This window comes from Sedimentitalea sp. XS_ASV28 (genome assembly GCF_041224545.1).
GTDB lineage: Bacteria > Pseudomonadota > Alphaproteobacteria > Rhodobacterales > Rhodobacteraceae > Sedimentitalea.
On the sequence record NZ_JBGFGP010000124.1, the window covers coordinates 1 to 21464 of the forward strand.

19 protein-coding genes and 2 pseudogenes are annotated in these 21464 nt (G+C 61.4%); 8 read left to right on the plus strand and 13 right to left on the minus strand.

Going from position 1 to position 21464, the window contains the following annotated elements:
* Together AB9K34_RS09310 and folD are read left to right on the plus strand one after the other, a co-directional pair.
* A partial coding sequence (locus tag AB9K34_RS09310) for a formate--tetrahydrofolate ligase (protein ID WP_369954146.1) occupies positions 1-259 on the plus strand: 259 nt, incomplete at its 5' end.
* Between the two features lie 87 nt (positions 260-346).
* Positions 347-1240: a bifunctional methylenetetrahydrofolate dehydrogenase/methenyltetrahydrofolate cyclohydrolase FolD gene (gene folD / locus AB9K34_RS09315; protein ID WP_369954249.1), complete on the plus strand. Its 894-nt coding sequence runs from the start codon at positions 347-349 to the stop codon at positions 1238-1240.
* 291 nt (positions 1241-1531) lie between these two features.
* Here the strand turns inward: folD and AB9K34_RS09320 are convergent, their stop codons facing one another.
* Positions 1532-2188: a GntR family transcriptional regulator gene (locus tag AB9K34_RS09320; RefSeq protein WP_369954147.1), complete on the minus strand. Its 657-nt coding sequence runs from the start codon at positions 2186-2188 to the stop codon at positions 1532-1534.
* 162 nt (positions 2189-2350) lie between these two features.
* On the opposite strand from AB9K34_RS09320, the gene AB9K34_RS09325 reads away from it, so the two are divergent.
* A complete protein-coding gene (locus AB9K34_RS09325) occupies positions 2351-3793 on the plus strand; it encodes an NCS1 family nucleobase:cation symporter-1 (RefSeq protein ID WP_369954148.1) in 1443 nt (480 codons plus the stop codon).
* 496 nt (positions 3794-4289) lie between these two features.
* Here AB9K34_RS09325 and AB9K34_RS09330 read toward each other — a convergent pair whose 3' ends face one another.
* From AB9K34_RS09330 to AB9K34_RS09340, 3 genes and pseudogenes are all read right to left on the minus strand, one after another.
* Entirely contained in the window at positions 4290-4499 is a 210-nt protein-coding gene (locus AB9K34_RS09330) for a hypothetical protein (RefSeq protein WP_369954149.1), read from the minus strand.
* Between the two features lie 211 nt (positions 4500-4710).
* Positions 4711-5219: pseudogene (locus tag AB9K34_RS09335) on the minus strand (transposase).
* 101 nt (positions 5220-5320) lie between these two features.
* Positions 5321-6415, minus strand: a complete 1095-nt coding sequence (locus AB9K34_RS09340; RefSeq protein WP_369954250.1) for an IS630 family transposase — start codon at positions 6413-6415, stop codon at positions 5321-5323.
* Positions 6416-6474: 59 nt separating this feature from the next.
* Between AB9K34_RS09340 and AB9K34_RS09345 the strand changes: the two genes are divergently transcribed.
* Together AB9K34_RS09345 and AB9K34_RS09350 are read left to right on the plus strand one after the other, a co-directional pair.
* Positions 6475-6840 (plus strand): cupin domain-containing protein, encoded by a 366-nt coding sequence (locus AB9K34_RS09345; RefSeq protein ID WP_369954251.1) that lies wholly within the window; start codon positions 6475-6477, stop codon positions 6838-6840.
* A 36-nt stretch (positions 6841-6876) separates the two neighbouring features.
* A pseudogene (locus tag AB9K34_RS09350) lies at positions 6877-8063 on the plus strand (IS3 family transposase).
* Positions 8064-8501: 438 nt separating this feature from the next.
* On the opposite strand, the gene AB9K34_RS09355 reads toward AB9K34_RS09350, so the two are convergent.
* Both AB9K34_RS09355 and AB9K34_RS09360 read right to left on the minus strand, forming a co-directional pair.
* Entirely contained in the window at positions 8502-9071 is a 570-nt protein-coding gene (locus AB9K34_RS09355) for a transposase (RefSeq protein WP_369954150.1), read from the minus strand.
* Between the two features lie 197 nt (positions 9072-9268).
* On the minus strand, positions 9269-9460 hold the full coding sequence (locus AB9K34_RS09360; protein WP_369954151.1) for a hypothetical protein: 192 nt from the start codon (positions 9458-9460) through the stop codon (positions 9269-9271).
* A gap of 478 nt (positions 9461-9938) precedes the next feature.
* On the opposite strand from AB9K34_RS09360, the gene AB9K34_RS09365 reads away from it, so the two are divergent.
* The 3 genes from AB9K34_RS09365 to AB9K34_RS09375 all read left to right on the plus strand — a co-directional run bounded on the left by AB9K34_RS09365 (position 9939) and on the right by AB9K34_RS09375 (position 13641).
* Positions 9939-11093, plus strand: a complete 1155-nt coding sequence (locus AB9K34_RS09365; RefSeq protein ID WP_369954152.1) for a phosphoserine transaminase — start codon at positions 9939-9941, stop codon at positions 11091-11093.
* An 89-nt stretch (positions 11094-11182) separates the two neighbouring features.
* Complete coding sequence (gene serA / locus AB9K34_RS09370) at positions 11183-12781, plus strand: phosphoglycerate dehydrogenase (RefSeq protein WP_369954153.1); 1599 nt, start codon at positions 11183-11185, stop codon at positions 12779-12781.
* Between the two features lie 131 nt (positions 12782-12912).
* Positions 12913-13641 carry a metallophosphoesterase gene (locus AB9K34_RS09375; protein ID WP_369954154.1) on the plus strand — a complete coding sequence of 243 codons (729 nt, stop codon included), beginning with the start codon at positions 12913-12915 and terminating at the stop codon, positions 13639-13641.
* Here the strand turns inward: AB9K34_RS09375 and AB9K34_RS09380 are convergent.
* The 7 genes from AB9K34_RS09380 to AB9K34_RS09410 form a co-directional block, all read right to left on the minus strand.
* Entirely contained in the window at positions 13638-14603 is a 966-nt protein-coding gene (locus AB9K34_RS09380; RefSeq protein ID WP_369954155.1) for a PLP-dependent cysteine synthase family protein, read from the minus strand. The genes AB9K34_RS09375 and AB9K34_RS09380 overlap by 4 nt on opposite strands.
* A complete protein-coding gene (gene tdh, locus AB9K34_RS09385; RefSeq protein ID WP_369954156.1) occupies positions 14600-15637 on the minus strand; it encodes an L-threonine 3-dehydrogenase in 1038 nt (345 codons plus the stop codon). Before tdh ends, AB9K34_RS09380 begins: the two co-directional genes overlap by 4 nt.
* Positions 15634-16821: a glycine C-acetyltransferase gene (locus AB9K34_RS09390; protein ID WP_369954157.1), complete on the minus strand. Its 1188-nt coding sequence runs from the start codon at positions 16819-16821 to the stop codon at positions 15634-15636. The genes tdh and AB9K34_RS09390 overlap by 4 nt, the downstream gene beginning before the upstream one ends.
* A gap of 104 nt (positions 16822-16925) precedes the next feature.
* Positions 16926-17924 carry a tetraacyldisaccharide 4'-kinase gene (gene lpxK / locus AB9K34_RS09395; protein WP_369954158.1) on the minus strand — a complete coding sequence of 333 codons (999 nt, stop codon included), beginning with the start codon at positions 17922-17924 and terminating at the stop codon, positions 16926-16928.
* Entirely contained in the window at positions 17911-19146 is a 1236-nt protein-coding gene (locus AB9K34_RS09400) for a 3-deoxy-D-manno-octulosonic acid transferase (RefSeq protein WP_369954159.1), read from the minus strand. Before AB9K34_RS09400 ends, lpxK begins: the two co-directional genes overlap by 14 nt.
* Positions 19147-19282: 136 nt before the next feature.
* A complete protein-coding gene (locus tag AB9K34_RS09405) occupies positions 19283-20065 on the minus strand; it encodes an inositol monophosphatase (RefSeq protein WP_369954160.1) in 783 nt (260 codons plus the stop codon).
* On the minus strand, positions 20052-21398 hold the full coding sequence (locus tag AB9K34_RS09410) for a TldD/PmbA family protein (RefSeq protein ID WP_369954161.1): 1347 nt from the start codon (positions 21396-21398) through the stop codon (positions 20052-20054). Before AB9K34_RS09410 ends, AB9K34_RS09405 begins: the two co-directional genes overlap by 14 nt.
* Positions 21399-21464 lie beyond the last annotated feature (66 nt).

Below are 21464 nucleotides of genomic sequence, written 5' to 3' on the forward strand. Positions count from 1 at the left end.
GAAACAGTGGGAAGAGGCGGGCTATGGCAACCTGCCGATCTGCATGGCAAAGACGCAGTATTCCTTCACCACCGACCCCAACCGCCGCGGCGCCCCCACCGGCCACTCGGTTCCGGTCCGCGAAGTGCGCCTCTCCGCCGGCGCCGGTTTCGTGGTCGTCATCTGCGGCGAAATCATGACCATGCCCGGCCTCCCCCGCGTCCCATCGTCCGAAGCCATCAGGCTCAACGAAAAGGGACAAATCGACGGACTCTTCTGAAGAGGGGGCATCACTACCCGGGCGCGCATTGACGGCGCGCCCGGGATCGAGGAAACCGACATGACACCGACATTTAGGAGCGATACCATGACCGCCCAGATCATCGACGGAAAAGCCTTTGCAGCAACTGTTCGCGCCAAGGTCGCCGAGCACACCGCGCGACTGAAGGCAGACCATGACATCATCCCGGGGCTCGCCGTGGTCCTTGTTGGCGAAGACCCGGCTTCGCAGGTCTATGTCCGTTCGAAGGGCAAGATGACGGTCGAAGTCGGAATGGCCAGCTTTGAACACAAGCTGGAGGCCGATACCTCCGAGGCTGATCTGCTTGCCCTGATCGAAACGCTCAACAACGATCCAAAGGTACACGGGATACTCGTGCAGCTCCCCCTGCCCGATCACATGAACTCGGATCTGGTGATCAACGCGATCAATCCGGCCAAGGATGCGGACGGGTTCCATATTTCGAATGTCGGCTTGCTGGGGACCGGACAGAAATCGATGGTGCCGTGCACGCCGCTTGGCTGCCTGATGATGTTGCGCGATCACCACGGGTCGCTGTCGGGCATGAATGCGGTGGTTCTGGGGCGCAGCAACATTGTCGGGAAACCCATGGCGCAGTTGTTGCTCGGCGACAGCTGCACCGTAACCATTGCCCATAGCCGGACCAGGGACCTGCCCGAGGTTGTACGCCGCGCCGATATCGTGGTTGCCGCTGTCGGTCGCCCACAGATGGTGCCCGGCGACTGGATCAAACCGGGCGCGACCGTCATCGACGTGGGTATCAACCGGATCGACAAACCGGACGGTGGTACACGGTTGGTTGGTGACGTGGATTTCGACAGCTGCGCCGCCGTTGCCGGTGCGATCACCCCGGTGCCCGGCGGGGTAGGCCCGATGACCATTGCCTGCCTGCTGGCCAACACGCTGACCGCCTGCTGCCGCGCCAACGGGCTGCCGGAACCCGAGGGCCTGACGGCCTGAGCCGAACCCAAGCCGGCAAACGGCGTCAGGGGTGAACCCGGTCGCTGCGGTGGCATAAACCGCATGTCGGGGAACATCCCCGGCGTTGCCTTCGGCTATGGGATCAAGTGACACGGGCTTCGACGGATGAATCCGTTCCGCGCCATAGGCCAAACAACCGCTTGCGTTGCAAAAATTGAAAGTTCGGGGTGCCGATAAAGCCACGTTGGTTGTGACGTTTGCGCCCGTTTCTGCGGGTGCATAATCGATCCGGAAATCCCCTTGGCAAAAGCGCCTTGCGAGGCCCTGCGATCAGACAGCCCCCCACCATCGCAGGGTCTGCTCGTAATGATACCTGATCGCATCAACCGCCGCTTTGGCGTCGCGCTGCTGGACCGCATCAATCACCGCGAGATGCTCGTCCATCGCCGACACGATCCGTACCTGCAGGAACGGTCGCGCGTTCTGAATGACCGCGATACGCATGCGGTTTGCCTCGTAGCTGGCACACAGCTGACTGTTCCCGAGACCTTCGGCCAGAAAGTCATGCAGCGACAAATCCACGTCGATTGCCCTTGGTGAAAGATTGCTCTCGCTGTCCTCGCGGGCCGCCGCCTGCAACTCGGCATGTTGCACGCGCAGTTCCCGCAAACCGTCGAACGCTTTGCGCGCAATCCGCCGCCGTGCACCCTCCTGGTCAAGGACCATCCGGAAATCGAGACAATCCCGAATGGTTTCCGGTCGCGCCTCCATCACCTGGATGCCGCGCTTGGGCAAGGTGGACAAGAGACCATGCGAACTGGCATGTTTGACCGCATCGCGAATGGCGGCGATCGGGCAATCAAGCAACTGGACAAGCTGCGTCATCGACAGGAATTGGCCTGCCTGCAACCGGCCGCTGCGCAACGCGGCCCAGAGCGCGCCCTGCGCCTTGTCCGCCAGCAGATTGACTTCGTTAGCTTGGTTCACTGTTGCTCCCACGTGGCATTCTCAATCAAAACCGTAAAGTGTTATGTGAATTTCCTGATAGTCTATCATCTGATACAACATCTAAAATGTTAGCTACAAGATCAACTATAACATTCACGATAGCCGCAAACCGCCACTTTTGGGCTGCGAAGGGAGGAAAGCATGGCTTCCATTGATGAATCGAATGTCACCCATGGTGGCACGCTTGATCCGGAGGGCAATACGCTCAATCCGGTGACAGCCGACGAAAAGACCTGGGGATGGTTCGCCATCTTCAACATCTGGGCCAATGACGTGCAATCTCTCTTTGGCTATTCGCTCGTGGCCTCGCTGTTCATTTCGTTCGGGGTCGGCGGCTGGACCGCCTTTGCCGCCCTGATCGCCGCCGGGCTCTTTGTGATGTGGATGGTCAACCTCTCGGGCGCGCCGGGTGAGAAATACGGGATTCCCTACCCGGTTCTGGCCCGCGCCAGCCTTGGTACACAGGGGGCCAAGCTGCCCGCGATCCTGCGCGCCACGGTTGCCGTCTTCTGGTACGGCGTTCAGGTCTATTTCGCCTCTACCGCGGTCGCCCTGCTGATCCGCTCGGTGACCGGTGCCACCGGCGGAACCGAATTTCTTGGCCTGACCGGGATTGACTGGGTCTCCTTCGTGATCGTCTGGGGATTCCACATCGTCATCTTCTGGCGCGGCATGAGCTGGGTTGAAAGTTTCCTGAACTTTGCCGGACCCTTTGTCTATCTCGTGATGATCGGTCTTGTCGTGGTGCTCTGGCAGCGCTCGGACGGCCAGCTGCTGTCTGCGACGGCAACCATTTTCGCCAACCCCGAAAGCACGCTCTGGACCGAACTCAAGGGCTTTGTCGCCATCGTCGGCACCATGGTGGCCTATTTCGCCGCCGTGATGATCAACTTCAGCGATTTCTCGCGCTATGCCCGGGATGAACGGTCAATGAAACTGGGCAACCTTGTCGGGCTGCCGTTCAACATGATCCTGTTCTCGGCACTTGCCCTGTTGACGACCGGCGGCGCTGCCGTGGTCTTTGGCGAGGAGATCATCAATCCCACGCAGATTGTCGAGCGGACCGACAGTGTTCTTCTGGGGGTGATCGCCGCGATAACCTTTTTTGCGGCGACGGTGGGCATCAACCTCGTCGCCAACTTCATCCCGGCGGTCAACGGCATCGCCAACCTCGCGCCCGAGAAGATCAGCTTTCGCAAGGCCGGTCTGATCACCTCGTTCTTTGCGCTTGTGATCGGCGGTTTCTGGACCAGCTTCATCAGCCAGTTCGGAATCAGCGGCTTTGTGAACACTTTGGGGGCCGTGCTTGCCCCGATCTTCGGCATAATGATCGTCGACTATTACCTGCATCGCAAGGAACAGCTGCGCTTGGCGGATCTCTACAATATGGATGGCGGCATCTATCACTACGACGATGGCTGGAACAGCGCCGCCGTCAAAGCTTTCGGCATCGCGGCGGTCTTTTCGGTGGCAACGGTCTGGGTCCCTTGGTTCGCTGTATTGTCCGGTTTCAACTGGGTGATCGGCGCCCTTCTCGGTGGCGTGATCTACAACGCGATCGCCAGGGATCACGTCAGGCTTTGATCCAATCCACATCACGCAGCGCTGCCTGAAATCGGAGGCTTCAATGCGCTGCGTGCGGCGCGAGGTTTCGGCAATCTCGCCAGATGGCTTTACCGAAGTGACCCCGCACCGGTAAGGTCAGTGATCCTTGCGATCGTCATCCTTCCGCAGCCGGGCCTGCAAGCGGCGGAAGCACTCTTGTCATCGGCAGCGTCTTCATCCCGCGCTTTGTGGGGACAGCGAAATTCATCCGTGAGTCTTAGCACTACTTTGGCAAATTTTCATCTGAGCGTTCTGCGATGAGTCTTTCACAATGAGGGCAGCGTCGTGGTGGGGCATCATCGGGTCTGGCGAAGGCGTCTAGGATGGCTTGCCTGACGGCTGGCATGGTCGGTTGCGGCGGTGGTCCGGGGACTCTTTTTTCCCGTCCAGCGGCCTTGAAGCGGCGGGATTGCAGGAATGCGTAGGCGATCATCGTCATCAGTGCGTGTCGGTGAAGGCCGTTTCAGGATCAGCCCTAGAAGTCGTCGATACCGCGTTCTTCCTTGAGTTTCTGGTACGCCTGTTCGCAAATCCATCTGGCCTTGATGACGGCGGCAAGCGCCTTGAGGAGTATGTCGGCGGGCAGGTTCGAGGCATAGTATTTCCGCCCGTCGGTTGCCCGGCGTTCACCGATCAGCCAGACGTCCGCATCGCCGGGCATGGCCTGTACACGGCCATTCGCCATCGGTTCTTGTGGCCATCGGCGATGCGGACACGGGTTGCGGCGAAGCGACACTTCAGCCTGCCTTTGGTCACTCGCCTCCAACTGACCTTCCACCATTTTTCGCCTTCCAGCATTTGCAGGGCAGACACGGCCTCGCGATCCGGCAGGTGATATTTGCGGCGGCGCGCCGCCCTCACCCGGTCGATCTACTCGAGGACAATCTCAGGTTTGCTCAGGACATTTGCCGATCTTCCGGCATCCGGGCCCGGGCCATGCGGTCGGGATCGTTGGTCCAGACATCTGGGAGGAACAGCCGCAACCCCACCCCCACCGGCACCTCGCCCGGGGCCAGCGTGACCGAGACCAGCGACTGGCAATTCTCGGTCTTGCCCAGCGAGGACGCATATTGCGGCGCAAACCCGACCGAGCGTTGCCCTTCTTCGGCAGACAGGTATCATCGATGACCAGAAAGGCCTCCTCGCCGCCAACCAGCCTGTCGGCCTCGACCAGCAAGGCCGCCTCCAGCGGCGCACTGTCCCAGACCTCGTCGGCGATGAAATGATGCAGTGGTCATAGCTGACCGCCCCGTCCCCGCGCCGCCATCGACTGCACGCTCTTGCGATCACCCGGACCGATCAGCCCCGCTACATAAACAGGACACATCCGCCCTCGCGTCTTGTGCCCAAGCGCCGCGATAAACGGCGCCAGCCAGGTTTCCAGATCGTCCCGCCAGGTTCCCATAAACCGCCAGTCTCCCTTAATGCGGGCTCTCTATAAATCATCCAAAACCGCTCCCGTGAATCTGGAGATTATCGCATCAGCAAAAATCTGCCAAAGTAGTGCTAGTCACCTGAATCCGAATTTCGTTTTTTTGTTTTTTGGCAGAATTGTTTGACGGATGCGGGGATTTCGTCTGCGGATTTGACCCATTTATAGAGTTTGGGGTTCTCATTGTGGGCATCGATGAATGCGGCGATGTCGGCTTCCAGTTCTGCGGTGGAACGGTGAACACCGCGTTGCAGCTGCTTGCGCGTCAATTCCGCAAACCAGCGCTCAACCCGGTTGATCCAACTCGCTGAGGTGGGTGTGAAGCGGACATGCCAATGTGGACGCCGCGCCAGCCAGGCCTTGATCCTCGGCGTCTTGTGCGTGGCGTAGTTGTCCATCACCAGATGCACGTCCGGTCCATTGGGCATCTCGGCGTCGATCCGCTTCAGGAAATCGAGGAATTCAGTTGCCCGGTGGCGCTTGTAACATTTGCCAATCACCGCGCCCGTGGCGATGTCGAGCGCGGCAAACAGCGATGTCGTCCCGTGACGGATGTAGGTGTGGGTTCTGCGCTCTGCGACACCTGGTGCCATCGGCAGCACCGGCTGCTCGCGATCCAGCGCCTGGATTTGGGATTTCTCGTCCACGCACAACACGATGGCGCGGTTCGGCGGCGCCATGTAAAGGCCGACAATATCCTGCACCCTGTCGACGAACAGCGGATCGGTGGAAAGCTTGAATGTCTCGCTGCGATGCGGCTGCAGGCCAAACGCGGCCCAGATCCGGCGGATGGTGGTGTGCGACAGACCAGTCGTCGCGGCCATCGAGCGGATCGACCAATGAGTGGCGTCCTTCGGCCTGTTGTTCAGCGTCCGCTCAATCACCCCGGCCACCTGATCGTCTGATACCGTGCGGGGGCGGCCTGGACGATACTCGTCGGTCAGCCCTTCAATCCGGTTCCTGACAAACCGCCTGCGCCACTTGCCGACAGTGTGCTCGTGCACGCCAAGCTGCGCGCCAACCTCCTTGCTTTGAAGCCCTTGTGCACACAGCAGGATCATACGGCACCGGTCCGACAGCGAGCGCGCCGCCTTGTGCCGTCGAACCTGAGCTTCAAGAAAGTCGCGCTCCGGCGAACTAAGGACCACTTCATCGGCGGCACGGCCAATCGTATCATCTCTCCCCACATCGCTCGGATCAATGATACGAACTACAGTTCCGCGTGACTATGTGTTTGATCCCACGGTTTAATGGTGTGATCCTTTCGCAGGAATGGAAGGATGCCTTATGGGACAAGTTCGTCGTGCGTCGGGATCGGCGCCGCAAACTGGATTTCGAGAGCGGCATACGGGACGAGCTTCTTTCTCCGAATTTGGCGCGGGGAATTGAATTGTTGCGGTGCACTTTTCGCCCTCATTCAATCAGCGGAAAGGAAGACTACAGTCACAAGGGCGAAGAGGCCGGATTTGTAGTTTCTGGCAAACTTACTCTTTGGCTTGATGGTAAGGAGATCTCTCTCGAGTCTGGTGACAGCTTTGCCTTCGAGAGTTCGATTCTGAACTGGCCCCCATTTCGACCGAACACCTTGGCTTGACCAAGGAGGCTTAAGGATAGCCTTGAGCACATGCTCATGCCTGAGATTGAAATCATTACCGATGGCGGCCGCCGTCGGCGCTGGTCTGCGGCAGATAAGCTTCGGATCGTGGAAGAGACGATGTTTGAGGGGGAGAGCATTTCCGCCGTTGCGCGTCGCAATGGCGTGGCTCCCAATCTGCTGTATCGTTGGCGCAAGCTCATGCTCGAAGGAGGAAGCATCGCCGTGGCCGCAGATGACAGCGTCACCGGCAACAAGACGGACCGTGATATGGAAGCCCGCATCCGAGAACTTGAACGCCAGCTTGGGCGCAAGACGATGGAAGTGGAGGTCCTGAAAGAGGCCCTCGACAAGTCACGGGCAAAAAACGACCTTGCTTGCGCAGTCGTTGAAACGGAACGATTTGCCATGAAGACCGTTGCCGATGTTTTGGAGGTCTCCCGTTCCAACCTGCATGACCGGGTGAACGGTAGCGCAAAGCCGCGTCGGGCTATCATAAAGCCCAAGACGCGGTGGTCCTGCCACGTATCCAGACGTTGGTGGCGAAGCGCCCGACCTATGGGTACCGCCGAATTACGGCCATTCTGAACCGGCAGTTGCGTTCTGAAGGCCTTGCTGCACTAATCACAAGCGGGTTTGCCGGATCATGGAGCGCAACAACTTGCTTCTCCAGCGATCCGGCTTCGATCGACCCGAGCGAAATCATGATGCGCTCAAACCTGCGTTGGTGCAGCGATGGCCTGGAGTTCGCTTGCTGGAACGGCGATGTCATCCGTCTGGCTTTCCTCATCGACGCCCACGACCGCGAGATCATCTCATGGCGGGCTGTGGGTAATACCGGGATCAGCGGATCGGACGTGCGCGACATGCTGCTTGAGGCTGTCGAACGGAGGTTCGGCACACACCGCGCCCCGGAACAGGTAGAGGTGATGTCTGATAACGGAAGCGCCTACACTGCCAAAGAAACCCGCATCTTCGCGCAACAACTCGGCCTGGAATCCTGCTTCACGCCGGTCAAAAGCCCGCAATCCAACGGCATGTCAGAGGCTTTTGTGAAGACGCTAAAGCGCGACTACGTCCGCGTGAACCCATTGCCCAACGCCGAAACCGTGATGTCATTGATAGGTGACTGGATCGAAGACTATAACGAGAACCACCCACACAGCCGCCTGAAATGGAAATCGCCTCGCGAGTTCATCAGAGCTAAAACCCAAACCGCTTAGGTGTCCGGTGAAACGGGGGCAGGATCAGATTCCGCACCGCTATACCAATGAGAGCGACGAAGAAACGGTGATAATCTGGGCCATTTCACCGCCGTCCTACTGAGCACTAATCAATTACAGAACTTTGGAGGCCTTTGTTTGGCCCCGATGATTCCGGGCACCTGTGTGCTAAGGTGGATTTGCAACGATCTATGCTTTGAGCGATCCATCGGTATCTGTCAGGATCGAACTTGAACCGGTGAAGACCCCGAAATTGACCTGCTTGCGCAGGTTGTTTCTAGCCACCTGGAACTGTAATTCGTATCATAATCTGAACTGAGCTTCCTGAGGTGATGCGATGGTTGGACGGGTAGCAGGCGCGGTGGTGCTGAGCGAAGAAGAGCGCCGGTTTCTCGAAGATCAGGTTCGGCGGCACAAGGCACCTAAAGCGTCCCGCCTTTAACCAGAGACATACCCTGCAGCCTTGAAGAATTTCCAGTACTCGTCGGGTGAGTAGAGGTCGCAGACCTCGGCGATTGTGTCGAACATGTAGGTGGATATCCTGGCGCAGCACCTTCTGAGTATCCGCCATGCAGAAGAGCGATTTTCGATCCAGAAGCGATCGGCCTTGGCGAGCGCATTTGCGGTTTCGATCAGCTTGCGCATGAGCGCGACGAGGGCGACCTTTGCAGGTTTTCCGGCGTCGCGAAGCGCGATGTATTTGGCCTTCAAGTCCTGGTTGAAGCGCATGACGACGAGCGCCGGCATGTAGAGCGCATCGCGCAGGGGTTTTCTCCCGCCCCTGATGAAGGACTTGCCCTTCCACTGGCCGGATTCCCGACTGTGAGGAACGAGCCCGGCCAGGCTTCCCGCCTGTTTCCGCGCCAGCGTGCCGATCTCGGGCAGGAAGGCGAGGATCGCCGCCGTCACGACCGGGCCAAGGCCGGGGATCAGCCCTGCGATGAACGTCTGTGTGCCCAGGAGCCAAACGGCGCGTCCATCACCAGACGATCCCCGCGCGGCGCCCAACCGCGCAGGCGGATCAGTTTCGTCTTCACCGAGGTTTCGTCAAGGAAGACAACGTGTTCGAGGTGCTCGGCCACGTCAGGAACGCAATGCGCAAGCCACTCCTCGCGCTGCCGCCTTACCTTGGCGCGACCGGGTTCGGTGGCAACCAGCCTTCGTCAGGGAAACGCCCCACCGGGGCCTTTCCAGATCTTCCTCAGTTATTTGTGCGTATACCCCAGCTTGCGAAGGAACTTGCCAATCGCGTTCGGATGCGCGCGCACGACGGTCGCGTCCTGCAAGGCCGAGGCCAGTTCCGGCATCGTGATGTCGCCGTCCTGCGCGATGATCTCGGCGAAGAAGAACCGGTACGGATCGAGCTTGCCGTTGCCCTTTGGCCGCCACTGCGGCATGATGCTGGCCCGCCCCCTGAGCCGGATCGCATGCTTCCATCTGGCGCCTGTCGCCGGCGAAAGTTTCAGGCGCAAAGCCCCCGCACGCTTAACCCTTCTTCAGTCAATCTCTGAAACCGCAAACGAAGCGCGTTTGGTAAAGGTGCTGACATGATCCATCCTCCCAAACAGGATAAATCACATTCCCAACCATATAGGAATCCCACGATTCAGGTTTTCGGCGGGACGCCTTAAATGCAAAATACTCTAGACGACACGGCTCAGCGACCGTCAGAATGTTTTGATGGGCACCCGGCCTGTCGCGCTTTGTGTCAGATTTGTGCCAATCGGAAACTTCCGTTCCGGCAATGTTACACATTGGGCCGTATTTTCTGCATCCCCGGCCATGTACCTATTGCTGTTTTTCCTGGTTGCGAGTAATCCCTGCCTTGGGACACCCCTCCCCAACGAGGGGCGCTTTATCTGGAAGGGTAGCAAAATGGCTATTGCACAACCGGCGACGCGGCCGGCCAATCCGCGTTTTTCTTCTGGCCCCTGCGCCAAGCCCCCCACCTTCGACCTTGGCAAGCTTGCGGATGCGCCTTTGGGCCGCTCGCACCGTGCCGCGATCGGCAAGGCAAAGCTCAAGGCGGCGATCGAGGAAACCCGCGACATGCTGGGTATTCCCGCAGACTACAAGATCGGCATTGTTCCCGCCTCGGATACCGGCGCCTTTGAAATGGCGATGTGGAACCTGCTGGGCGCGCGCGCGGTCGAGATGCTGGCCTGGGAGAGCTTCGGCGCGGGCTGGGTCACGGATGTGACCAAGCAACTCGGGCTCAATGCGGTGGTCAAGATCGCCGAGTACGGCGAGATCGTTGATCTGGCGGGCGTCGATTTCGACAAGGATGTCTGCTTTACCTGGAACGGCACCACGTCCGGTGTCCGGGTTCCCGGCGGCGATGCGATCCCGGCGGATCGTGCCGGCCTGACCCTGTGCGACGCCACCTCGGCCGCCTTTGCAATGGACCTGCCGTGGGACAAGCTGGATGTGACGACATTTTCCTGGCAGAAGGTTCTGGGCGGCGAAGCGGCACATGGCATGCTGATCCTGGGCCCCCGCGCAGTGGAACGCCTCGAGAGCTATACGCCTTCATGGCCGCTGCCCAAGATTTTTCGTCTGACCAAGAGCGGCAAGCTGATCGATGGCATCTTCAGCGGCGAGACGATCAACACGCCGTCGATGCTCTGTGTCGAAGATTATCTGCTGGCGCTTGACTGGGCACGTTCCGAAGGCGGCCTGAAGGGCATGATTGCCCGCGCGGACGCCAATACCGCCGCCGTGACCGACTTTGTTCAGGCGCATGACTGGATCGATTTCCTGGCAACCGACCCGGCGACACGTTCGAACACGTCGGTCTGCCTCAAGTTTACCGATGCCCGGATCACCGATGGCGCGGGCTTTGCCAAGGCCGTGGCCAAGCGGTTGGAAATCGAGGGTATCGCGCTGGATATCGGTGCCTACCGGGATGCACCTGCGGGCCTGCGCATCTGGTGCGGCAGCACGGTCGAAACGGCGGATATCGAGGCGATGCTGCCCTGGCTGGCATGGGCCTTCGAGGTCGAGATCGCTGCCCTGAGCCAGGCCGCCTGATTCACGATATTCCGGCTCCGGATGTGTCCGGGGCCACCTTCCCAATTCCCCAGTCAGGAGAATCCGGCTCTGTTCCGGAAAATTCAACAATGACCAAACCCAAAGTACTCGTTTCCGACAAACTGTCCCCGACCGCCGTGCAGATTTTCCGTGATCGCGGCATCGATGTGGATTTCGAACCCGATCTTGGCAAGGACAAGGACAGGCTGGCCGAAGTGATCGGCCAATATGACGGTCTTGCCATTCGCAGCGCCACCAAGGTGACGGAAACCATCCTGCGCCACGCCGACAGGCTGCGCGTCGTGGGGCGTGCCGGGATCGGTACCGACAATGTCGACAAGGAAGCCGCCTCCAAGAAGGGCGTGATCGTGATGAACACGCCGTTCGGCAACATGATCACCACCGCCGAACACGCCATCGCAATGATGTTTGCCGTCGCGCGCCAGATCCCCGAAGCCTCGGCCAGCACCCATGCCGGCAAGTGGGAGAAATCCAAGTTCATGGGGGTCGAACTGACCGGCAAGACGCTGGGCGTGATCGGGGCCGGCAATATCGGTGGCATCGTCTGCGACCGTGCGCGCGGACTGAAAATGAAAGTCATCGCCTATGACCCGTTCCTGAGCGAGGAAAAGGCGCAGAAGATGGGTGTCGAGAAAGTCGAACTCGACGCGCTTCTGGCCCGCGCCGATTTCATCACGCTGCATGTTCCGTTGACCGATCAGACCCGCAACATCCTGTCCGCCGAAAACCTCGCCAGGACAAAGAAGGGGGTGCGTATCATCAACTGCGCCCGCGGTGGGCTGGTGGACGAGGCCGCGCTGGCCGAACTGCTGAAGTCCGGACATGTCGCCGGGGCCGCGTTCGATGTGTTTGCCGAGGAGCCTGCCACGGAAAACCCGCTGTTCAACCTTCCCAATGTGGTCTGCACACCACATCTGGGCGCGGCGACGACCGAGGCACAGGAAAACGTAGCCCTGCAGGTTGCCGAGCAGATGTCGAACTACCTGCTGACCGGTGCGGTCGAAAACGCGCTGAACATGCCGAGCGTTACCGCCGAAGAGGCCAAGGTGATGGGTCCGTGGGTCAAGCTGGCGGGGCATCTCGGCGCATTCATCGGACAGATGACAGACGAGCCGATGAAGGCGATCAACATCCTCTATGACGGTGTTGTGTCCGAAATGAACCTCGAGGCGCTGAACTGTGCCGTGGTGGCCGGAATCATGAAACGCGCCAACCCCGAGGTCAATATGGTCAGCGCGCAAGTCATTGCCAAAGAGCGCGGCATCAAGATCAGCACCACCAATCAGGACAAGTCGGGCGCCTTTGACGGTTACATCAAGGTGACCGTGGTGACCGAAAAACGCGAACGCTCGATCGCGGGCACGGTGTTTTCGGACGGCAAACCCCGCTTTATCCAGATCAAGGGTATCAATATCGATGCCGAGGTGGGCGCGCACATGCTCTATACCACCAATGACGACGTACCGGGCATCATCGGCACGCTGGGTCAGACCATGGGCGAGAACGGCGTGAACATCGCCAACTTTACACTGGGTCGCTCTGACAAGGGCGGCGAGGCGATCGCGCTTCTCTATGTCGACGCCGAGGTGCCCGCCCCTGTGCGCGAAAAGCTGGCCGGCACGGGCATGTTCCGCCAGATCAAACCGCTGCAATTCGACGTCGCCTGATCGCGACCGACGCGGGAAACCGCATTTTGCGCCGTCTGCCTGGCCGGGCGGACGGCGTTTTGATTTTGCGGCGGGCGCCGCATCGCAAATCTGTACTTTTCATCGGCACCGCGCTGCGCTAGCCCACGCACATGACACAACCTGTTTACGCTATCGGCGACATTCACGGCCAACTCGGCTTTCTCGAAACGGCTCTCGATCTTATCGCGGCTGACGGGGGCGATGACGCGGAGATCGTGTTTCTCGGCGATCTCGTGGATCGCGGCCCCGATGCGCGGGGTGTGATTGAGCGTCTGATGCAGGGACAGGCGGCCGGAAAGAACTGGCACGTCATCAAGGGCAATCATGACCGGATGTTCCATCGTTTCGTGACCGAGGGACACGAGCATGATGATCGCATCCTGTCCGGGATCGGCTGGCTGCACCCGCGCTTGGGCGGACCTGCCACGCTTGCGTCCTATGGGGTCGATGTCGAAACGGATCTGTCCCTACCGCGCCTTCACGGCGAAGCGCAGCGCGCGGTGCCACAGGCGCATCTGGACTATCTAAAGCATCTGCCGCTGTATCTTGAGCGCGATGATCTGCTCTTCGTGCATGCGGGCATCGCACCGGGCGTGGCGTTGCAGGATCAGGCCGAAGATGACCTGATTTGGATCCGGGACCCGTTTCTCAAGAATACCGACAGCCATCCGTGGCTGGTGGTGCATGGGCACACGGCGCTGGATTTCCCGTTGCATTTCGGCAATCGCGTCGATCTGGATGGCGGTGCCGGCTATGGTCGCCCGATCATCCCGGCAGTGTTCGAAGGCCGCGATTGCTGGTTGCTGAGCAAGGGCGGGCGGGTGCGGTTGACGCCTTAATCTTCGCCCCAGAGATCGGTTGAGAGGTACTTCAGACCGCTGTCGCAGATGATCACACCGATGCGGCCACCAGCCTCTGACCCGGCCAGCAGGTCAAGCGCCGCCGCCACGTTTGCGCCGGCAGAAAACCCTGCGAAAATGCCCTCTTCGCGCGCCAGTGCCCGTGCAGTCTCGCGCGCGGTTTCGCCGCTGATCGTGCAGAAACCGTGCACCAGCTTGGCATCCAGCAAAGACAGGTCCGGCATGGCGTAACCACCGCCCTGGATCGGGTGGCCGGGATGGGTCACTTTCTGCCCGGCGAGCGCCGCCGCGCCCTCGGGTTCGACCACATAGCCACGCAATGCCCCGTTGCGTTGCCGCAAAGCCCGCATCGTACCGCCAAAGGTGCCGCCGGAGCCTGCAAAATCTGCAAACGCGGTCAGGCTGCAATCGCTGTCCGCCCAGAGTTCGGGTCCGGTGGTGTCGAAATGGGCCTGCGCGTTGCCCGGATGTGCGAACTGGTTGGCGCGAAATGCCCCGCGCTCGGCGGTGATGCGTTGCGCCGCGTCCTCGACCAGCGCCAGATCGGCGCCGGATACCTCGCCGGCAATGCTGTTCTCGGCCTGATCGACCAGCACGACCTCGGCGCCAAGCGCGGCCATCATCCGTGCCCGCTCGGGGGAATTGCCCCGGCTCATCACCGCGACGAACGGATGGCCCAGCACCGAACAGACAATCGCCAGCCCGGTGCCCATGTTGCCGCTGGTCAACTCGACCACGGTTTGCCCCGGCGCAAGGGAACCGTCCGCGCGTGCCGCGTCGATAATGCCGCGTGCGGCGCGGTCTTTCTTGGAAAAGCCGGGATTGAGATAGTCCAGCTTGGCCAGGATGCGTCCCCTGAGCCCGCGGGATTCAACCATCCGGTCCAGCCAGACAGATGGCGTTCGCCCGATTGCCCCGAGTATCGAATCGCTCGCGCTCATGTCCAGTCGAGCACCACTTTGCCGCTCTGCCCGGATTTCATCGCCGCGAACCCTTCGGCGAAATTCTCGGCGGCAAAGCGGTGGGTGATCACGCCGCTTACATCCAGGCCGTTCTGCAACATGGCGATCATCTTGTACCAGGTTTCAAAGATCTCGCGACCATAGACTCCCTTGATGGTGATCGCCTTGAACACGATACGCGACCAGTCCACCGGCGATTTACCCGGCGGAATGCCCAGCATCGCGATGCGCCCGCCCATGGTCATTGCCTCGATCATCTGGTCCAGCGCCCGCTGGTTGCCCGACATTTCCATGCCGACGTCAAAGCCCTGTTTCATGCCCAGCCGCCCGATCACCGCGTCGAGATCCTCGTTTGCCACATTGACCGGCACCACATCGGCAACCCTTGCCGCCAGATCCAGCCGCGCCTGATTGATGTCGGTGATCGCCACATGACGCGCGCCCACGTGGCGGGCAACGGCGGCGGCCATGATGCCAATCGGCCCCGCCCCCGTGATCAGGACGTCCTCGCCCACCAGATCAAAGCTCAGCGCGGTGTGCACGGCGTTGCCCAGCGGGTCGAGAATGGCCCCGATATCGTCGCTGATTTCGTCCGGCAGGGGAACGACATTGAATGCCGGGAGCCGAAGGTATTGCGCAAATGCGCCCTGTTCGTTGACGCCGATGCCACGGGTTTCGGGATCAAGGTGAAACTTGCCCGCGCGCACCTGTCGCGATTGGTGCCCGATCAGGTGGCCTTCGCCGCTGCATCGCTGGCCGATCTCGAGATCTTCGACATTCCGGCCGATCTCGACAATCTCGCCAGCGAATTCGTGGCCGGTGATCAGCGGGACAGGCACGGTCTTTTCCGCCCATTCATCCCAGTTCCAGATATGCACATCGGTGCCGCAAATGCCGGTCTTGTTGATCCTGATCAGCACGTCATCCGGGCCGATTTCGGGAACAGCGGCATCGACCATCCACAGCCCTTCGGCGGCCCGGGATTTTTCGAGCGCTTTCATCGTGTTCTTCATGATATCACTCCAAGATCCCTGCCGACAGTACCAAAGGCAGCCAGCGCCCGGTCGAGCTCATCGCGCGTCAGCGCCGCGTTCATCTGGGTGCGGATGCGGGCCTGTCCACGCGGAACCACCGGAAAGAAAAAGCCGGAAACATAAACGCCGTCATCAAACAGGCGGGCGGCCATGTCCTGTGCCAGTTGCGCCTCGCCCAGCATCACGGGGACGATGGGATGCTCTCCCGGCAAAAGGTCAAAACCCAGCTCTTCAAGCCCTGCGCGCCAATAACGCGCGTTTTCAAACAGCCGTGCGCGCAGGTCGCCACCGTTTTCCACCAGCCGGATCGCCTCGATCCCGGCAGCGACAATTGCCGGAGGCAACGAATTCGAGAACAGGTAGGGCCGTGCGCGCTGGCGCAACAGGTCGATCACCGGCTGCGGACCCGCCACATAGCCGCCGATGGCTCCGCCAAGCGCCTTGCCCAAAGTACCCGTCAGGATGTCGGCCCGAACCCCGAAATGGTCCGGCGTGCCCGCGCCGTTCGGACCCATGAAGCCGGTGGCATGACAGTCATCGACCATCAGGATCGCATCATACCGATCGGCCAGGGCGCGGATTTCGGGCAGCTTTGCAAGGTAGCCATCCATGCTGAATACGCCGTCGGTGGCGATCATGACGTGACGCGCACCATCATCGCGCGCGGCTTTCAACTTGGTTTCGAGATCGGTCATGTCCGAGTTGGCATAGCGATACCGCCTGGCCTTGCAGAGGCGAATGCCGTCGATGATCGACGCATGGTTCAGCGCATCGGAAATCACCGCGTCTTCCGGCCCGAGCAGAGGTTCGAAAACCCCGCCATTCGCATCGAAGCAAGCGGCGAACAGGATCGAATCGTCGGTTTCAATGAAGCCGGCCAGACGTTTTTCGAGATCACGGTGCAAATCCTGCGTGCCACAGATGAACCGTACGCTCGCCATGCCGAACCCGCGCGGTTCCATCGCCGCGCGGGCGGCCGAAATCAGGTTGGGATGGTCGGCCAGCCCAAGATAGTTGTTGGCACACAGGTTGATGACCTGGCGGTCTCCGACTTCGATTTCGCCGCCTTGTGGCGAGGTGATCATGCGCTCGCGCTTGGTCATACCTTCGGCATCGATCTGGGCGAGCGTTTCGGAAATATGTGACAGAAATGCTTGAGACATGATGGACCTCCGTTCGAGTCGGCTTCTACCATAGCGGATTAAATTCCGAAATAGGGGAATTTGTTATACTGGAAAAAAATCCGCCAAACCGGAATATTTCCGTGTCACGGCGGCGGCGCGACCCGTGAAAGCTCGGAAACCAGGCTATCCACACGCTCGACATTCAAGCGCACGGGCAGCGTGATGACCTTGCTGCGAAACGCCGGGGGCAGCCGGACGGCGTCCTTTTCCGTCGTGACCATCTGCGCCCCGAGCGCGCGCGCCTCGGTCTCCATCCGCGACATGAGCGCGCCTGTCAGCGGTTGATGATCGTCCAGCGGCTCGCAGCGGCGCAGGTCGGCCCCCAGTTCGCGCAATGTGGCAAAGAACTTTTCCGGCATGCCGATGCCTGCAAATGCCAGAACCGGCGTGTCCGTCCAATCCATCCCGGTCTGCAAGGGTTCGACACTGCCCTCGTACCGTGGCACGGTCAGTGCTGCGCCCCAGTCGCGGCTGAATTTTTTCTGCGCTTCCGGCTTGCCCAGCGACAGGACCACGTCGGCACGCTGCAATCCGACCGCTACAGGTTCGCGCAGCGGGCCAGCGGGCAAACACCGGCCATTGCCGAACCCCTGCTCGGCATCGACAACGATGATCGAGAGGTCCTTGGCGACGGCGGGGTTCTGAAACCCGTCATCGAGTACGATCACCGTCGCGCCGGCCAAGGTGGCGGCCTGAACACCGGCGGCGCGGTCATTGGCCACCCAGACCTGTGCAAACGCCGCAAGCAGCAGGGGTTCGTCCCCCGTATCCGCGGCGGTATGGGCCGACGGATCGACCGACACCGGCCCGGTCAGCCGCCCGCCATAACCCCGCGTGACGACAAAGGGGTCGTGCCCGGCATCGCGCAACCGTTCGACCAGCCAGATCACGGTGGGAGTCTTGCCCGTTCCGCCCGCGTTCAGATTGCCCACGCAGATCACCGGAACATCCGGTCGCGCCACCGGCGCACGCGCAACCCGGCGTGCGGTTGCGGCGGCGTAAAGGTGACCAAGCGGCGCGAGCAACCTCGCGCGCCAATTCGGCGCATCGGCGCGGGTGAACCAGAAATCAGGCTGGCGCATGATCTGCGCCTCCGCCATCCAGCTGATCGAGGATCATGTCGACCAGCTCATCGGTCATGTGTGCGCCCTCGGTCACGATTCTCCACCCGGCCAATGCCATGGTAGCCGCACGGTCGGGAGCCGACAATTGTACCACCGCGCTGCCCAATGACTCGCCGTCATGCACAAAACGCGCGGCACCTGCCGCCGCCAGCCGGGCATAAATGTCCTTATGTCCACCCACATGACTGCCATAGAGTATCGCCGACCCCAGAGCCGCAGCATCCAGTGGCGAGCAGCCATTTGCACCGGACGGCAGCGAATTCGCCATGAAGGTCAGCGGGGCGAGGCGATACCAGAGCCCGAGATTGTCGGCGTCGCGCGACAGGATGAGTTGGGTATTCTCGTCGATCATGTCGCCAGTGTCCCAATCGACGCTGCGCAGGTTTCTTGCCTCAATGCCCCGCTTGAGCGCCCCGACATCCGCATCCGCATGGGTTACGAGCACCAGTACCAGACGGTGCAAAAGCCGCAACGCCGCCCGGTGCGCGTCCAGAACCGCGCCGAATTCGGCTTCGGTGACATGCGCGGCAAGCCAGACCGGTCTGCCGGAAAACTCGCTTGTGACACTGGCCAGCTCGTCGTCGGAACAGGGCGGCGGCGTGGCGCAGCTGCGCAGGCGCGCAGCAACGCGGATCTGAGAATTGGGCACGCCGACATTGCGGATCATCTGCGCGGCGGCATCGGAATTGGCGAGAATGGTGGTGAAACAGGCCAGGCTGGGTCCGGTCAGGTCGGGAAACCAGCTGTATCTCCGCGCCGGGAAGTCGGTTTCGCCAACATCCAGCAGGATCATCGGCACCTCGGCTTCTGACGCGGCGGCGATCAGGTTGGGCATGAGGTTGCCTCCGGTCCAGAGACAGAGGTCCGGCAGCCAGTGTTCGAGAAAGTGCCGCGCCCCGTCAGGGTGATCGGACTCGAGCGGCACAATATGATCGCAGCCGTTTTGTGGTGCGGGCGGCGGATCGAAACGTGCGGTTTCGATGGTGACGAGCAGATGCAGATCCGGCCGCATGATGCGCAACCGCAGGCTGAGATCACACAGCGCGGAATAGCGTTGTTCATTGGTGGCATGGGCCCAGATAAGTTCGCCCCGGGGGCGTGGTGGTTGCGGCGCGCTGCTGCCGACGGGTTGCCGCCGCGTCAGGGCGCGATACGCCGCGAGACCGAAAGACCGGCTCATGCGCTCAGCCCGCTCGCCCGGGCGGTATCATCGCCGGGTGGCGTCGCTGGCGGCAAAGAGTTTGTGCCATGTTCGATTTCCTTTGCGCAGCGGCGGGATCCGGAACCTTCGCAGCCTACGCGATGGGCAGGTCGCGTCAAGACGGGCGCAGCGCCGCCCTCAGCAGGCGATGCATGGCCCGGCCGCCGGCGATCAGTCCGTTGATTGTCGGGTGCGGGTTGTTGAAACGTGGGGGCGTGCCGGTCTTGTCGGTACAGATCGCGCCCGCCTCGTGCAGGATCAACGTGCCGGCGGCCACGTCCCATTCCCAGCACGGATGCAGCGTGATCATCGCGTCAAACCGGCCCTGTGCCACAGTTGCCATACGATAGGCCAGCGACGGACGATAGGCGCGGGTGAACGCGGGAACGGTCCCGCCCTGCCAGTTGCCCTCTGCCATGCTAGGCCGGTTGGCCAGCACTTTCGAACCTTTCAGGACGCTGGCGACGGATGGCGAAATCGGGGTGCCATTGACCCGCGCGCCTGCGCCTTTGGCCGCGACATACATCAGATCACGCTGCGGCAAATAGATCACGCCCGCCGTCACGATGCCCCGTTCCGCCACAGCGATGGAATGCGCCCATGTCGCGCTGCCTTCGGCAAAGCTGCGGGTTCCGTCGATGGGGTCGACGATGAACACCCGATCGCGCGACAATCGCTCGGCGCTGTCCTCGCTCTCTTCCGAGAGCCAGCCGTAATCGGGCCGCGCCCTGCGCAAAATGTCGTGCAACAGGTCATTGACCGCGAGGTCGGCTTCGGTGACTGGCCCAGCGCCATCGGGCTTGTCCCAGCGGCGCGTGCTTGGTCCGGCAAAGCCCGTCGCGATTTCGCCCGCCGCGCGGGCGGCATCGACAAGCAGATCGAGATCAGTCGCCGGCAAGGGTCATCCCTTCGATCAGCAGCGAAGGAACCACGCGCGACAGCCAGGGGCGTGCATCATTGGCGGGAATGATCCGGCGCAACATGTCGCGCAGGTTCCCTGCGATGGTGCATTCATTGACCGGATGGGTGATCTCGCCGTTCTCGACCCAGAATCCCGACGCACCGCGCGAATAGTCGCCGGTATTGGGGTTGATGGTGCTGCCGATCATCGACGTGACGAGCAGCCCGGTTCCCATCGCGGCGATCAGGTCGGCCCTGCTCTGCGCGCCCTGCGTCAGGGCGGTGTTCCACGTGGCAGGCGAAGGGGGTCCGGACACGCCACGCGCGGCGTTTGCGGTGGATGCCATGCCAAGCTTGCGGGCACTGGCGAGATCCAGTGTCCAGCCCGTCAGCACCCCGTTTTCGACAATGGCGCGGCGGGCGGTGGGCAGGCCCTCGGCATCGAACGGTCGAGACCCTGAAACCCGCGCGCGGTGGGGGTCTTCGACAAGCGAAAGATGCTCGGGCAGCACCTGTTCGCCCAGACACCCTTCCAGCCAGGATGACCCCCGCGCAATCGCGGCACCGTTGGCGGCGGACAGCAAATGCCCGATCAATGACGAGGATATCCGCTCATCAAACAGCACCGGATACGTCCCGGTGGCGGGCTTGCGCGGGTTCAGCCGTTCGACGGCCCGCTCGCCCGCGATCCGGCCGATGTCGGTTGCGCTGCGCAGGTCTGACTGGAACACTCTCGCGTCACCGTCATAATCGCGCTCCATATCCGTACCGGTGCCTGCAATGGCGACACAGCTGACCGAGCGGCTGGTGCGATCAAAACCGCCGGAAAACCCGTTGGTTGCCGCCATATACATGCTTTGCGCCCCGTAAGAGGCATTGGCCGACTGCACTTGCGACACGCCGACCACCGCGCGCCCGGCGGCTTCGGCCTCGAGCGCGTCGCGCTCCAGCGCGGCGGGCTCCGGTTCCGGTGTCGCATCCGCCAGTTCCAGCACCGCCGCATCCCGGTCGGTGGCGAGTTGATCCGGCTGCGCAAGCCCGGCATGAGGGTCTTCGGGCGCCTCGCGCGCCATTGCCACCGCGCGCTCGGCCATGGCCGCAATCGTTGTCGCGCTGCTGTCCGATGCCGAGCTGATGGCCGAGCGTTGGCCGATAAAGACCCGCAGGCCGAGATCGGTCGCCTCTGACCGTTCCGCGATCTCAAGCTTGCCATTGCGCACGTCGATGGACAGCGACGTTCCCCGGAGGATGAGTGCCTCGGCGGCGTCGGCTCCGGCGTCACGGGCTGCACGCAGAAGGGCGCCGGCGAGATCTGGCAACGAGTCGGACATGCGCTGTTACTCCGGGTTGGATCGCAGATGTTGCATGCAGCTATGCCAGACGATCTTGGCCTGCAA